This is a genomic window from Lentzea sp. NPDC102401, assembly GCF_044765805.1.
GTDB lineage: Bacteria > Actinomycetota > Actinomycetes > Mycobacteriales > Pseudonocardiaceae > Lentzea > Lentzea sokolovensis.
Genome location: NZ_JBIWKS010000009.1, coordinates 255,788 through 269,210, shown reverse-complemented (window position 1 = coordinate 269,210; position 13,423 = coordinate 255,788). Strand labels below are relative to the sequence as shown.

General features: G+C 70.9%; 11 protein-coding genes. 4 read left to right on the top strand and 7 right to left on the bottom strand.

Annotated elements, in window-relative coordinates; translation table 11 throughout:
* Positions 1-9: 9 nt before the first annotated feature.
* The 3 genes from ACIRG5_RS29690 to ACIRG5_RS29680 form a co-directional block, all read right to left on the bottom strand.
* The gene (locus ACIRG5_RS29690; RefSeq protein ID WP_402910476.1) at positions 10-3,387 is read right to left on the bottom strand and encodes an XRE family transcriptional regulator; all 3,378 of its coding nucleotides are present in this window, start codon (positions 3,385-3,387) and stop codon (positions 10-12) included.
* Positions 3,388-3,469: 82 nt separating this feature from the next.
* Entirely contained in the window at positions 3,470-4,195 is a 726-nt protein-coding gene (locus tag ACIRG5_RS29685) for a DUF6542 domain-containing protein (RefSeq protein ID WP_402910473.1), read from the bottom strand.
* An 89-nt stretch (positions 4,196-4,284) separates the two neighbouring features.
* The gene (locus tag ACIRG5_RS29680; protein ID WP_402910471.1) at positions 4,285-5,196 is read right to left on the bottom strand and encodes a DNA recombination protein RmuC; all 912 of its coding nucleotides are present in this window, start codon (positions 5,194-5,196) and stop codon (positions 4,285-4,287) included.
* A 98-nt stretch (positions 5,197-5,294) separates the two neighbouring features.
* On the opposite strand from ACIRG5_RS29680, the gene ACIRG5_RS29675 reads away from it, so the two are divergent.
* The 3 genes from ACIRG5_RS29675 to ACIRG5_RS29665 are packed head-to-tail and all read left to right on the top strand — an operon-like array spanning position 5,295 to position 9,819.
* Positions 5,295-6,434: an exonuclease SbcCD subunit D gene (locus ACIRG5_RS29675; protein WP_402910468.1), complete on the top strand. Its 1,140-nt coding sequence runs from the start codon at positions 5,295-5,297 to the stop codon at positions 6,432-6,434.
* Positions 6,431-9,307 (top strand): AAA family ATPase, encoded by a 2,877-nt coding sequence (locus tag ACIRG5_RS29670; protein ID WP_402910466.1) that lies wholly within the window; start codon positions 6,431-6,433, stop codon positions 9,305-9,307. The genes ACIRG5_RS29675 and ACIRG5_RS29670 overlap by 4 nt, the downstream gene beginning before the upstream one ends.
* A 20-nt stretch (positions 9,308-9,327) precedes the next feature.
* The gene (locus ACIRG5_RS29665) at positions 9,328-9,819 is read left to right on the top strand and encodes a hypothetical protein (protein ID WP_402910463.1); all 492 of its coding nucleotides are present in this window, start codon (positions 9,328-9,330) and stop codon (positions 9,817-9,819) included.
* On the opposite strand, the gene ACIRG5_RS29660 is transcribed toward ACIRG5_RS29665, so the two are convergent.
* Together ACIRG5_RS29660 and ACIRG5_RS29655 are read right to left on the bottom strand one after the other, a co-directional pair.
* Positions 9,816-10,313: a methylated-DNA--[protein]-cysteine S-methyltransferase gene (locus ACIRG5_RS29660; protein ID WP_402910461.1), complete on the bottom strand. Its 498-nt coding sequence runs from the start codon at positions 10,311-10,313 to the stop codon at positions 9,816-9,818. The two genes, ACIRG5_RS29665 and ACIRG5_RS29660, sit on opposite strands and share 4 nt — an antisense overlap.
* Complete coding sequence (locus tag ACIRG5_RS29655; RefSeq protein ID WP_402910458.1) at positions 10,310-11,596, bottom strand: bifunctional transcriptional activator/DNA repair enzyme AdaA; 1,287 nt, start codon at positions 11,594-11,596, stop codon at positions 10,310-10,312. The genes ACIRG5_RS29660 and ACIRG5_RS29655 overlap by 4 nt, the downstream gene beginning before the upstream one ends.
* 80 nt (positions 11,597-11,676) lie before the next feature.
* On the opposite strand from ACIRG5_RS29655, the gene ychF reads away from it, so the two are divergent.
* Positions 11,677-12,756, top strand: coding sequence for a redox-regulated ATPase YchF (gene ychF, locus ACIRG5_RS29650; RefSeq protein ID WP_402910456.1), 1,080 nt, complete (start codon positions 11,677-11,679; stop codon positions 12,754-12,756).
* A 52-nt stretch (positions 12,757-12,808) separates the two neighbouring features.
* Here the strand turns inward: ychF and ACIRG5_RS29645 are convergent, their stop codons facing one another.
* Together ACIRG5_RS29645 and ACIRG5_RS29640 are read right to left on the bottom strand one after the other, a co-directional pair.
* Positions 12,809-13,168, bottom strand: coding sequence for a Uma2 family endonuclease (locus tag ACIRG5_RS29645; RefSeq protein WP_402910454.1), 360 nt, complete (start codon positions 13,166-13,168; stop codon positions 12,809-12,811).
* A complete protein-coding gene (locus ACIRG5_RS29640) occupies positions 13,165-13,392 on the bottom strand; it encodes a hypothetical protein (RefSeq protein ID WP_402910451.1) in 228 nt (75 codons plus the stop codon). The genes ACIRG5_RS29645 and ACIRG5_RS29640 overlap by 4 nt, the downstream gene beginning before the upstream one ends.
* Between the last annotated feature and the right edge of the window lie 31 nt (positions 13,393-13,423).

Genomic DNA, 13,423 nt, shown 5'->3' with positions numbered 1-13,423 from the left:
TGTGACCCGCTAGTTCTCGACCACGCGGAGGGCGTGAGCGAGGTCCAGGCCCCACACCTGGATCGCGTCCGCGCCCGCGGACACCAGTTGCGAGCCGTCGGGGCGCCACGCCACGTGCGTGACGCCCCGACTGTGCCCGCGCAGGGTCGCCCACGCGGTTCGTTCGCGCACGTCCCACACGATCACCGAACGGTCGGAGCTCCCGCTCGCCAGCCGGCTGCCGTCCGGGCTGAACTCCAGGGCCTTGACCGCGTCGGCGTGCCCGCGCAGCTCGCCGATCTTCTGCCAGCTGGTGGTGTCCCACAACGCGATCAGGCCGTCGTCGCCACCCGTCGCGAGGATCCCGCGGTCGGGGGAGAGCGCGAGCGTCCGCACCGCCGCGGAGTGGGTGTGGGGTAGAGCCATGTTCTGGAACTGCAGGCCGAAGTCGCGGATCAGCACCTCGCCGTCCTCGCGGGCGAAGACGAGCTGTCCGTCGTTCCTGCCGAACGAGATGGCGCTGCGCGGGCCGCTGGAGTCACCGCCGATGAAGTTCGGCTTGCTCTCCTTGTCCAGCGGCCACAACGCGTCGGGTTCCGCGGAGTTCACGACGGCGATCTGCTTCTCGCCGAACGCGATGCCCGTGATCGAGCTTCCGGCGCGCACCGCCGGTGCGCTGACCTTCTCCCCGGTCCTGGCGTCGAGCACCTGGAGGTCGTCGTTCAGGACGACCAGGTCGTGGTTCGGGCTGAAGCGGCCGGAACGGCTTTGCGGCACACCGGTTTCGATGCGTTTGAGCGTGCGCAGCGTGCTGTCTCTGCGTTCGATCACGCCGGCCTCGTCGAGGGTGACGATCGTGCCGTCGTCGTCGACCGTGAGCGCGCGGACGGTGTAGCCGGCGGTCCGCGGGACGCTGCCGGGAGGCCAGAACCGCAGGGCCCGCGGGGTGAGCACGGCCAGTCCACCGTCCGGTGAGAACTGGGCGCTCCTGGCCGGTTCGTTGATCACGATCGTCGTGATGGCGTTGCCGTGCGCGACGTCCCAGATGTGCACCCGGCCGTCCTCGCCTCCGGAGACCAGCATGCTGCCGTCGGTGCTGAGCGTCAGGCTGTTGACGACGCCGGTGTGCGCCGGGGGCGTGGCGACCACGGCGCCGGTCGCGAGGTCCCGGATCTGCACCTGCCCCTCGGTGGTGGCGAGCGCGGCCAGCCTGCCGCCGGGCAGCAACCGCACCCTGGTGATCTCGCCGGACTGCACCTGCAGGCCCCCGGTTCGTTGCTTCGTCTGCAGGTCCCACAACGAGATGGAGCCGGCGGTCACCAGAGCCAGCACCCGGTCGTCCGCGATGTCGAACGGGCCGTTGACCGGCCCGACCGGCAGCGAGAACCGCATCTTGCGGGTGGCGAGGTCCCAGACGTCGCCACCGACGACGAGGGAGCGGCCGTCCGCGGTGAAGGCGACGCCACCGCGCGTGCCCACGCGCTGGAGCACGACCTGGTCGTCCTCCGGGCCTGTCCACAGCACGATCCGGCCGTCGTGCAGGCACACCGCGATCGTGCGCCCGTCCGGCGCGACGGCCCAGGAGTAGACGACTCCGGTCATGCTCGGGCGCCAGCGGGCCTTCAGCGACAGGGTGGCCGTGTCGTGCACGACCAGTCCCTCCGGTCCCATCAGACCGACGAAGTCCTTGCCGAACGCGAAGCTCCACCCGCCCAGGTGGTCGAGCTTGCGCCCGCGGGCCGACGCCGACGCGCTCAGGACGCGACTGCGCGCCTCGGGCGTGGGATAGGCGCGGTAGGCCTCGCCTGCCTTGCGGGCGGACTGCTGGGGATCGCTGACGGCGAGTGCCTCCGACGCGGACGCCAGCCGCTGGGACTGCGAGATCAGGCCGAGCCGTTCGACCTCGCGGCGCTGCTGGACGGCCACGGCGGCGCTCGCGGCGGTGGCCACCAGCATCACCGCCAGTCCGGCCGCGGTCCAGCGCAGACGGCGGGTGCGGCGCCGTTCCCGTGCCTTCGAGGCGCCGATGAACTCGCGTTCGGTACCGGTCAGCTCCGGCCTGGCGCGGGTGACCCACTCGGTCGTCTCGGCGAGCCTGGTGCTGCGGTAGAGCGAGTCGTCGTCCTGGCCCAGCTCCTGCCACGTCCTGGCGGCGTCGGTGAGCCTGCGGTGCGTCCTGAGGCCCTCGTGGTCCTCGTCCAGCCACGCCCGGAGCCTCGGCCAGGCCTGGAACAGCGCCTCGTGGGTCACCTCGACGGTGTGCTCGTCCACGGTGATGAGCCGGGTGTCGGCAAGCACGTCGAGCACTTCCTCGCCCACGACCTCATGCCGTGGCACGGGCCGCTTGGTGCCGTCGGCGCTCAGCCGGAGCAGCAGTTGCTTGGCCAGGTGCTGCTCGGACTCGTCCAGCGTGGCGAACGCGGCCTCGGCGCTCTGCGCGAGCGCTCCCTGGATGCCGCCGGCGGACTGGTAGCCGCCGAGCGTGAGGGTGTTGCCGCGCTTGCGGTGCCACGTTTCGAGCAACGCGTGCGACACGAGGGGGAGCACGCCGCTGCGTCCCGCCGCCTCGGCGACGAGGGTGGTCAGCAGGGCTGTTTCGACGGTGCAGCCGACGGTCGCGGCGGGCTGGGTGATGGCGCGGCGCAGCTCGTCCGGTGTCATGGTGCCGAGGAGCACCTGGGCGTCCGTGAGCGCTTCCGCGAGCTTCGGGTACTGGGCGCAGTGCGGGTAGAAGTCGGATCGGACGGCGATGACGCGGCGGCACTCCGCGGCCAGCAGTGCGTCCAGGAACGCCTGGCGCTGCACCTCGTCCTCGCAGAGCGTGAAGAGCTCCTCGAACTGGTCGACGACCAGCAGGTCCGGGTGGAGCGCGAGCGCGTCGGCGAGGGCCGCGTCCGGATCCGGGCCGGGCGTGCACACCACCACGTGCGGGAACTTCGCCGCGATGCCCGCCCTGAGCAGCGACGACTTCCCCTCGCCGGACGCGCCGAACACGGCGAGGAACGGCTGGCGGTCGAGTCTGTCGAGCAATGTGTGCGTGAGCGCCTCACGGCCGAAGAAGCGGTCGGCGTCTTCTCGCGTGAACGGGTTCAGGCCCACGTACGGCGACGGTCCGTCGTTCGTCCTGCTCTGCGCCATCGCGACGGCGAGGTCGTGCCAGCGCCGTTCCCACGCGGACTCGTCGCCGTGGCACGCGCGGACGTACGCGAGCGCGACGTCGAGGCCCGGCAGCTTCCGGCCGCCCGCCGCGTCGGACAGCGTGCTCGCCGAGAAGTGCGCGCGCCGGGACAGTTCCCGATAGCTCGGCGTCCCCGCGTCGGCACGCAACTGGCGCAGGTCCGCGGCGAACGGCAACAGCGGGCTGTCGCCCTCGTCCAGTGGACGTTCTCCCCTAGGCATCGAACTCATGCTCGCAGAGTGCGTGCTGGTCAGGGGGTTGTTGTCCGTGATCCGTTGTACGACGTTCTACGGGGCGATCGCGAACAACGAGCTAGCGGTCCTCGCGCGGCGGGCGGGGCCTGCGCTGGCCTGCGGGGCGTTCGCCACGGGCGGCGCCTTCCGGGCGGGGACGGCGGGCGGGAGTGCCCTCGGGACGCGGGCGGCGGGCCGGGGTGCCCTCGGCGCGTTCCGCACGGGGGCGGCGCGGACGCTCTTCCTCCTCGGGCTCCTCGCGGGGCCTGCGGACGGGCTTGGAGCGTTCCTTGATCTCCGCCTTGGCCTCGCGCACCTCGTCCTTGGACGGGCGGTTCGGGTCCTTCTGCAGCACGATCCGCAGGATGCCCAGCCCGACCGTGACGGCGGTGGTGACGGCCATGACCGGGAAGCTGTCGATCAGCGGCCTGCCGAGGCCCAGGGCCATGGAGGTCAGGCCGCCCTTCGCGATGCCGCCGGTGAACAGCACGAGCAAGGGCACCGTGATGGCGAGGATCAACGGCGGCTGCACCATCGGCCCGAACAGGCTGCGGCGCTGCACCAGCAGGATCGCGGCCAGCGCGCCCAGGAAGAACACCGCGTTGAACGTCCAGCCGACGGTCTTGCTGGAGTTGATGTCGATGAACGCGCCGATGAACGCCGGGACCAGGGCAGCGAGAATCGCCGCCCACCACGGGATGCCCTTGAACTCGCCGAAGATCGCTCGGTAGTTCCACGGGACCGCGTCGTAGTCTTCGACATCGTCATCATCGAAAGCTGCTGAACGCTCGCGCAACGCACTCACGACGCACACGGTAGCCGTTCGGCCATTCGGTGTTCGTCAGTCCGCGGCTTTCTCACCCAGAAGCAACCCGCGGGCACACTGCGTGCGTTTTAAGCGGACTGTTCGTCCGCCCTTCGGACCAGTGGGAGGGGCGTAGGAGTGGCGGAGGCGTCCGTCAGCGGCTCCACGCTCGCCCGGAAGCCCTCCAGGGCGTCGAGCTCCCTGCGCCTCGCCGAGAGGAAGCGCTGCAGGTGGGTGGTGGAGAGGTTGACGGCGTCGATGGCGCTGTCCGCGGCCCGGTTGGCCCGGCCCGCCTGCAGCCTGACCTGCTCGACGTCGTCGGCCAGCGCGCGTTCGGTGACCGCGAACATGGCGCTCGACGCGATCACGGCGAACCCGGTCGGGCCGCACAGGAAGACGCGGCGGTCGAGCAGCCAGCGCAGCAGTTCGGGGTCGGTGTCCAGGGCCGCGACGACCGCGCCGTCGTTGGGGACGAACATGATCGTGCCGTAGATGGCGTCGGCCCAGCGCTGGTAGCCCTTGCCGGCCAGTTCGGCGGCGCGCGAGCGGATGTTGCGGACGTGCACCCGCAGCGCGTCCTGGCGTTCCTGCGGATCGTCCGTCTCGACGGCCTCGGCCCACGTCGCCATGGACATCTTCGAGTCGACCGGGACCGCGCGGCCGCCGCCGACGTTCAGCACCATGTCGGGCCGGACCGCGCCGCCGCCCGCCACGTCCGTCTGGAGCGTGTAGTGGAGGTTCTCCCTCAGGCCGAGTGCGCGCGCTGTCTCGACGAGCACCTGTTCGCCCAGCTCACCGCGTCCGCTGACGCTGGAGAACGCCACTTCGTAGCGTTGCAGGGCAACCTGTTGCGCGTCGTAGCGCGCGCGTTCGCTGCCGATGGCCTGGAGCGCTTCGTCCGTGCGCCGGACGCTGTCCTGGTAGAGCCGGTAGACGAACACCAGCGCCCCGGCGCAGACGAGCGCCAGGACGAGAGAGGCGGTGATGATCACTGCGGTCACGGCACGATGATGCTCCCTCAAAGATGTTGAACTCGATTGGGTGACACGCCGGGAACCCTCCCGGAGATTTGTCAGACCCCGTCTCTACGGTTGGGGCCATGCGGATCCTGCACACCTCCGACTGGCACGTGGGGCGCACCTTCCACGGCCGCGATCTGCTCGTGGAGCAGGAGTCGGTGCTGAGCGGCCTCGCTGACCTGGTGTCTTCCGAGAAGGTCGACGTCGTGGTCATCTCGGGCGACCTGTACGACCGGGCGGTGCCCTCGGCCGACGCGGTGGCGTTGTGCGCGCGGGTGCTGATGCGGATCCGTGCGGCCGGGGCGCGGATCGTGATCACGCCCGGCAACCACGACTCGGCGGCGCGGATCGGGGTGTTCGGCGAGTTCGCGGCGGCGGGCGGGCTGTACCTGCGCACGCAGATCTCGTTGCTGGACAAGCCCGTCGAACTGGAGGACGAGCACGGGCCCGTCGCGGTGTACGGGATCCCGTTCCTGGAGCCGGAGCCCGCGCGGCACGTGCTCGGGGTGGCGGACAAGGGGCACGCGCCCGTGCTCGGTGAGGCGATGCGGCGGATTCGCGCCGACCTGGCATCACGCGAGGCGCGCTCGGTGGTGCTGGCGCACGCTTTCGTGACCGGTGGGGCGCCGTCGGAGTCCGAGCGCACCATCGCGGTGGGCGGTGTGCAGGACGTGTCGATGCAGGTGTTCGCGGGCGTCGACTACGTGGCTCTCGGGCACCTGCACGGGCCGCAGACGCTCGCGGAGAATTTGCGGTACTCGGGCAGTCCGCTCGCGTACTCGTTCTCCGAGGCGCGGCACCGCAAGTCGGTGTGGCTGGTCGAGCTGGACGCGGGCGGGCTCGTCGGGGTGGAACGGCGGGATCTGCCGGTGCCGCGACAGCTGGCCGTGGTGAGCGGCACCCTGGCGGAGGTGCTGGAGGATCCGGCGCACAAGCCGCTGGAAGACCACTTCCTGTCGGTCGTGCTCACGGACCAGGTGCGGCCGATGGACGCGTTGCGGCAGCTGCAGAAGCGGTTCGAGCACGCGGTGCACGTGGAGTGGCGGCCGGAACAGGGCCAGCAGCACACCATGACCTACGCGGACCGGGTGCGCGGCCGTTCCGACGAGGAAGTGGCCTGCTGCTTCGTGTCGGACGCGCGTGGCTCCGAGCCCTCCACGGCCGAGATGGCGTTGTTGCGCGAGGCGTTCGCGTCGGTGGCGAGAGAGCAGGAGCAATGAGACTGCACCGCCTGGAGCTCACCGCGTTCGGTCCCTACCCGAAGCCCGAGGTCGTCGACTTCGACGAACTGGGCGCGGACGGGCTGTTCCTGCTGCACGGCGACACGGGCGCCGGCAAGACGACGTTGCTCGACGCGGTGGCGTTCGCGCTGTTCGGCCGGGTGCCGGGCGCACGTGGCGATGTGAAGAAGCTGCGCTGCGAGTACGCCGATCCCGAGGTGCCGACGGAGGTGTCGCTGGAGCTCACCGTGCAGTCGCGGCGGTTCCGGATCGTGCGCTCGCCGGAGTTCGACCGGCCGAAGAAGCGCGGCGGCGGCTTCACCACCCAGCCCGCGAAGTGCTCGCTGACCTGGCTCGAAGGCTGGGACGGCGAGGGCATCACCCGCATCGACGACGTGGCGCGCGCGGTCGAGGACATGCTGGGCATGTCGTACGAGCAGTTCTTCCAGGTCGTGCTGCTGCCGCAGGGCGAGTTCGCGCGGTTCCTGAGGTCGGACACGGCCGAACGCGAGGTGTTGCTGGAGAAGCTCTTCGGCACCGAGCGGTTCCTCGACGTGGAGAAGTGGTTCCGGGACAAGCGAGTCGTCGCCGGCCGCGTGCTGGAGGACCGCCGCCAGGGCGCCACCGAACTGATGCACCGGGTGGCCGAGGCCGCGGGCGAGGAGCCGTCGTTCGAGCCGGGCTGGCTGGAATCCGTGCTGGAGCGGCTGACCTCCGCCGTCTCCGCGGCCGGGGCGCTGGCGGAGGAGACGGCGGGCCTGGCCGACGGGGCGGACGCGTTGCTGGCCCAGGCCCGTGTGCAGGCCGACCAGATCCGTCGCGTGCGTGAAGCCCGCGAGTTGCTGGCCCGCGTGGAGGCAGCGGACTCCGCGGCGTGGTTCGCCGAACGGGACGCGGCTCGCCGTGCCATTCCGGTCGTACCGGCGTTCGGGGAGATCGCGAAGCTTCAGCAGTCCTACGAGTTCGCCGTCCGCGACGAGGCCCGCGCTCTCGAATCGTTGGAGCGCTTGGGTTACAAGGGCTCGGAGTTGCGAGAGGACGCGGAGCGCTACCGCGAGGAGGCAGGTGGCCTGGGCGAGCTGGCCGCCGAGGCCGAACGCCAGCAGGCCGACGTGCGCCGGTTGTCGGTGCTGAAGAACTCCTCGTACCAGGTCGAACGCCGGCTGCTGGCCCTGAACGCCGAGCTGGAGGTGCTGCCGGAACGGGTGGCGCAGTGCCGCCTCCAGCTGGACGCGGCCGCGGAGGCTTCGGCACGCCTGGACTCCCTGAAGTCCCGAGCCGACGCCGCCCTGGCGCTGCCGGACGCCGGGAAAGCGTTGGAGCGCACCAAGAAGGAGCTGCACGAGGCGATCGACGTCCACCAGAAGGCCAAGGACGTCCTCCAGCAGGTCCGCCACCAGCGCCTGGAGAACATGGCCATCGAACTGGCCGCGGCGTTGAAGCGCGGCAAGCCCTGCGCCGTCTGCGGCTCGCCGTCGCACCCCGCGCCCGCGCAACCGATGCTCGGCGGCGTCGACGCGACCGCCGAGGAGGACGCGGCCGCCGAAGAACAGCTCGCCCTGGACCGCCGCAACGAGGCCGAGCGCGCCGCCCACGCCGCCGAACTGCGCATCCAGGCCTGCTGGGAGGCCCTGGGCTCCGCCGAGCCCGCTGCCGCGATCGCCGAGTACCGCAAGGCCCACGACCTGGCCCGCACCCGTTCGCAGCGGCAGAACGAGTTCGTCGGCCTCGAAGCCAAGACCCGCGAGCTCGGCGCGGAGAAGGCCCAGGTGGAACAGGACCTGGTGGGCCTGCACACCGAACACAAATCCCTGGTGGGGGTGGTGGAGGAACGCGGTGCCCGCCTGGACAAGGCCCGCGGCGAGCACGACGACGTCCTGACCCGCCGCGACCACCTGCTCCGGCTCTCGAAGGCGTTGGTGGAACTGGCCGACCGCCGCGCGGCCCGTGACGCCGCCTTCGCCCGCGTGGAAGAACAGCAGGCCCTGGTGGCGGCCATGGCCGCCGACGCGGGCTTCCCCGACGTCGACGCGGTCCTGGCCGCGGCCCGTCCGGCGATCAAACTGCAGGCCCTGGACGACCGGATCGCAGCCTGGGAACGCGCCCGTGCCTCGGCCTCGGCGACGGTGGAGGAGCTGGCCGAGATCGACCCGGCCCACGAGGTGGACCTCGGCCAGGTGACGGCCGCGGCGTCGTCGGCCCGTGCCGCCGCGTCCTCCGCCGCCACCGGTCTCGCGCGTGCTCAGGCGGCGTTGGAGCGAGTCGGTGAGCTGGCCGCGCGGTTGCGTGCCGAGTGGAAGTCGCTGGAGCCGCTGGAGGCCACGTACGCCGAGCTGGACGCGTTGACCGACGTGATCAACGGCCGCGGGCAGAACTCCAAGAAGATGACCTTGCGGTCGTACGTGCTCGCCGCGCGCCTGGAGGAGGTCGCGGTCGCCGCGTCCGCCCGGCTGCACCGGATGAGCCAGGGCCGGTACAGCTTCGTGCACTCCGACTCGGCCGGTGCGCGCGGCACCCGAGGCGGGCTGAACCTCGACGTGCTGGACGACTACTCGGGACGGGCCCGGCCGGCCAAGACGCTGTCCGGCGGGGAGTCGTTCCTGGCCTCGCTGTCGCTCGCGCTCGGGCTGGCCGACGTGGTCGCCAACGAGACCGGCGGCGCGCTGCTCGACACCCTCTTCGTCGACGAGGGGTTCGGGACCCTGGACTCGGACACGCTGGACATCGTCATGAACACGCTGGACGAACTGCGGGCCGGTGGGCGGGTCGTGGGGCTGGTGTCGCACGTGGAGGAGCTGCGGCAGCGGATTCCCACGCGGCTGCGGGTGCGGAAGGCCAGGACCGGGTCGACGCTGGAGATGTCGCTGGCGTGAGTTGGCTCTAATCTCGGCCCGTGCTGTCCCATGTGGAAGTCACCGCGCGTGTCACCGTGACCCCGGCCGCCCACTTCGTCTGGTCGAACCGGCTCGACTTCACCCACGACTGCCTCGTCTGCCTGCGCGTCGGACGTGTCGTGCAGCTGCAGCACGGCATGCCACACGGGCTCTGCACCGGCAACGAGCACCCGGCCCCGATGCGCGTCAGCGCGTTCGACGCCACCGACCAGGGGGAGGAACGCAGGCTGCGGTGCCGGATCACGTCGTGGTGGGCACCGTTCAACGACCTGATGGAGCCCGAAGTCCGGGCCTCGGAACTGACGGCGGAACCGTGGGTGCGGCTGAACTACCGCGTCGGTTGCCACACCTGCCGGGACAACGGCGTCGGCGAGTGGCTGGGCATCGAGGGGCAGCTGATCTCCGGCGCGGCGCCGGTGACTAGCTCGTGCCCAGGGTGCGGCACCGAACTGATCACCGGTGCCGCTCCGGAGATCACTCTCGTGGGTTAGTTCTCGTGGGCCAGCAGCCAGCGCTTGACGTCCAGGCCCCAGCGGAAGCCGCCGAGGTTGCCGCCGATCCGGATCACCCGGTGGCAGGGCACGAACAGCGCCGCCGAGTTGCGGGCGCAGGCCGAGGCCGCCGCCCGGATCGCGGCCGGGCGGCCGGAGAGCTCGGCGTACTCGGAGTAGGTGACGGGCTCGCCCGCCTTGACCGTGCGCAGGACGTCCCACGCGTGCTGCAGGAACGGGCCGGACCTCTGGCGCACCTCGATGGTGTCGATCGAGGTCAGGTCGCCCTCGTGGTAGGCGACGACGGCCTTGGTGACGTCGCCCAGATCGGGCCGCGAGGTGATCTCGGACGGCATCAGGGAGGCGTGGATCTGGGGCGTCAGCAGGGCGAGGTCGGCGGTCCAGCCGCTGGCCAGCACTGCCCCGTCCGGCGCGACGATCGCGGTGAACGGCCCCGCCGGGGTGTCCACGGTGGACGTGTGCGCGACGCTCATGATGTTGCTGCCTTCCTCGTCAGGTGTGCTCCGGCGTAGGAGCGCCACGGCCGCCAGTTCGGGCCGTGGGAAGCCAGGTGTCGCGAGGCCTCGGGGAGCACCAGCACGTCCGGTGCGCCCAGCACTCGCATGGCCACCTCGTCGGCCACGGAGGCGCCGACCAGGGGAGTGAGTTCTTCGGTCAGGTCCTCGATCGAGCGGCCCACGTCGACGACGAGTCTGCCGTTCGCCAGCGCCTCGGTGACGGGGTGGTCCCCGGCCGCGTAGAGGTGGGTCAGGGCGCCGTCCGGGATCTGCAGCGGGACGCAGGTGTTCGGGGCCACCAGACGCAGCAGGGTCTCGGCGCCGTCGACGCTGCCCGCCACGCGGATGCCGGGCACCTCGCGGACCAGCGGGCCGATCAGCGGGTCGGCCCCCAGGAACGAGTCGACGGCCGTCGGATCGGCGTCGAGGTCCAGGAGACGGCGGACGCGGGCCACGGCCGCACCCAGGTCCCGCACGTCGGCGAGGCGCAGCGAGCACAGGACGTGGTCGGTGGGAAACGTCAGGCGGACCGTCGCCTCGCCGTGCGGCAAGGAGAGGGTGCGTGCGTAGGAGTCGGCGGTCACCTCCTCGACGCCGGGCAACGCGTGCGCCCGGAAGTGGGCCAGCAGGCCCGTGGCGTCGAACGGCGGGCGGTACGGCAGGCGCAGGACGATGCGGCCCGGCGTGCCCACCGGTGCCTTGCCCCGGCCGCGCATGTCGGACGGGGTCGAGGCGAACACCATGCGGATCGTGTCGTTGAACTGGCGGACCGACGCGAAGCCCGCGGCGAACGCGATGTCGGCGAACGGCAGTTCGGTCGTCTCGATCAGCAGACGGGCCGCGTGGGCGCGGTGGGCGCGGGCCAGGGCCAGCGGACCGGCGCCGAGCTCGGCGGTCAGCACGCGGGTGAGGTGGCGTTCCGAGTAGCCGAGCCGGGAGGCCAGGCCCGTCACGCCGTCGCGTTCCACGATGCCGTCGCTGATCAGCCGCATCGCCCGGCCAGCCAGATCCGCGCGGAGGTTCCACTCGGGGGAGCCCGGCACGGCGTCCGGCAGGCAGCGGCGGCAGGCCCGGAAGCCCGCGGACTGCGCGGCGGCGGCCGTCAGGAAGAACTGGCTGTTGCGGCGCTTCGGGGTCACCGCGGGGCACGACGGCCGGCAGTAGATGCCGGTCGTGCGGACCGCGTGGATGAAGCACCCGTCGAAACGGGCGTCACGTGCGGAGCACACCCGGTACGCGTGTTCTTCGTCAATGACCATGCCATCGATCCTGCCAGCGGGAACGCCCAATGGCTCGCGGGAATCGGACACGACCGTCGGCTGCCGTAGACTCGCTCACCGTGAGTTTGACCCTCGGTATCGTCGGCCTGCCCAACGTTGGCAAGTCCACCCTGTTCAACGCGCTCACGCGCAACGACGTGCTCGCCGCGAACTACCCGTTCGCGACCATCGAGCCGAACGTGGGCGTGGTGCCGCTGCCGGACGCCCGCCTCACGACCCTCGCCAAGATCTTCGGCTCCGAGCGCGAGGTGCCCGCCGTCGTGTCGTTCGTCGACATCGCGGGCATCGTCAAGGGCGCGTCGGAGGGTGAGGGACTCGGCAACAAGTTCCTCGCGAACATCCGTGAGGCGAACGCGATCTGCCAGGTCATCCGCGTGTTCGACGACCCGGACGTCGTGCACGTCGACGGCCGCGTCGATCCGTCGAGCGACATCGAGACGATCAACACCGAGCTGATCCTCGCCGACCTGCAGACCCTCGAGAAGGCCATCCCGAGGATCGAGAAGGAGGCGCGGATGCAGAAGGACCGCCGCGCCGTCCTCGAGAACGCGAAGAAGGCCAAGGACATCCTCGACGCGGGCCGCACGCTGTTCGCAGCGCAGTCCGAAGTGGACGGTGAGCTGCTGCGTGAGCTCTCCCTGCTCACCACCAAGCCGTTCCTCTACGTCTTCAACGCCGACGAGGGCGTGCTGACCGACGAGGCCCGCGTGAAGGAACTGCGCGAGCTCGTCGCCCCGGCCGACGCCGTCTTCCTCGACGCCAAGGTCGAGTCGGAGCTGATCGAACTCGACGACGAGTCGGCCCTCGAACTGCTGGAGTCGATCGGCCAGACCGAGCCGGGCCTGCACGCCCTGGCCCGCGCCGGCTTCCACACCCTCGGCCTGCAGACCTACCTCACGGCCGGCCCGAAGGAATCGCGCGCCTGGACGATCCCGAAGGGCGCCACGGCCCCGCAGGCGGCCGGCGTGATCCACACGGACTTCGAGCGCGGCTTCATCAAGGCCGAGGTCGTGTCGTTCGACGACCTGGTGGCCTCCGGTTCGAAGGCCGACGCGAAGGCGGCGGGCAAGGTCCGCATGGAGGGCAAGGACTACGTCATGGCCGACGGCGACGTGGTGGAGTTCCGCTTCAACGTCTGATCAGCTCAGAGCGATGGCCTCTTCCCCCAGCGGGAAGAGGCCATCGTCGTGTTCAGCGGCTGACGCGGAAGAGGCTTTCGAGGTCGATGGTGATCGGGAACGGCACCGATGACGTGAGCTGTCCGCGGAAGATTCCGGTCGAGACGTAGGCCTTGGTCGGCTCGTCCAGTTCGTAGACGTGGGCGACGGGCTGGTTGGCGTCGTCCTCGACCAGCCAGTAGTGCATGATCCCCGCCTCCGCGTATTTGCGCAGCTTGACGGTGGTGTTGCGGTGCTCAGACTCAGGCGAGAGCACCTCGACGACGAGCAGGACGTCCTCGGGGGCGAACCAGGTGCGGTCGGGATCGACCGACGCGGTGGTCACCAGAAGATCGGGCTCTGGGCGGTTGCGCCGGTCGAGCCGGATGGTCATTTCTCGCTCGACTTCGATGCCATCCGGAACGGAACCTGGCCCATGAGTTGGACGGTGAGGCCGGTGACGACGCGACCCTGCCACGACCGCTGCGGTGACATCCTGAAAACGAGAGCTCCGTCGATCAACTCGGTGTGCCGAGGCGCCTCGGGGAGGCGGTCCAGATCCTCCGCGAACCACCCTTCCGCGCGGGGAGGGCGCATCCAGTCAGGCAGAGCGGTCATGAAACAAAGATAGCGGCTGCTCAGCGTGCCG

What these genes read in the sequence shown, in the direction of transcription:
- ACIRG5_RS29655 (WP_402910458.1), bottom strand. Translation starts at nt 11,596, where the DNA reads ATGGTCATTGACGAAGAACACGCGTACCGGGTGTGCTCCGCACGTGAC.
- ACIRG5_RS29690 (WP_402910476.1), bottom strand. Translation starts at nt 3,387, where the DNA reads ATGAGTTCGATGCCTAGGGGAGAACGTCCACTGGACGAGGGCGACAGC.
- ACIRG5_RS29645 (WP_402910454.1), bottom strand. Translation starts at nt 13,168, where the DNA reads ATGACCATCCGGCTCGACCGGCGCAACCGCCCAGAGCCCGATCTTCTG.
- ACIRG5_RS29670 (WP_402910466.1), top strand. Translation starts at nt 6,431, where the DNA reads ATGAGACTGCACCGCCTGGAGCTCACCGCGTTCGGTCCCTACCCGAAG.
- ACIRG5_RS29640 (WP_402910451.1), bottom strand. Translation starts at nt 13,392, where the DNA reads ATGACCGCTCTGCCTGACTGGATGCGCCCTCCCCGCGCGGAAGGGTGG.
- ACIRG5_RS29675 (WP_402910468.1), top strand. Translation starts at nt 5,295, where the DNA reads ATGCGGATCCTGCACACCTCCGACTGGCACGTGGGGCGCACCTTCCAC.
- ACIRG5_RS29660 (WP_402910461.1), bottom strand. Translation starts at nt 10,313, where the DNA reads ATGAGCGTCGCGCACACGTCCACCGTGGACACCCCGGCGGGGCCGTTC.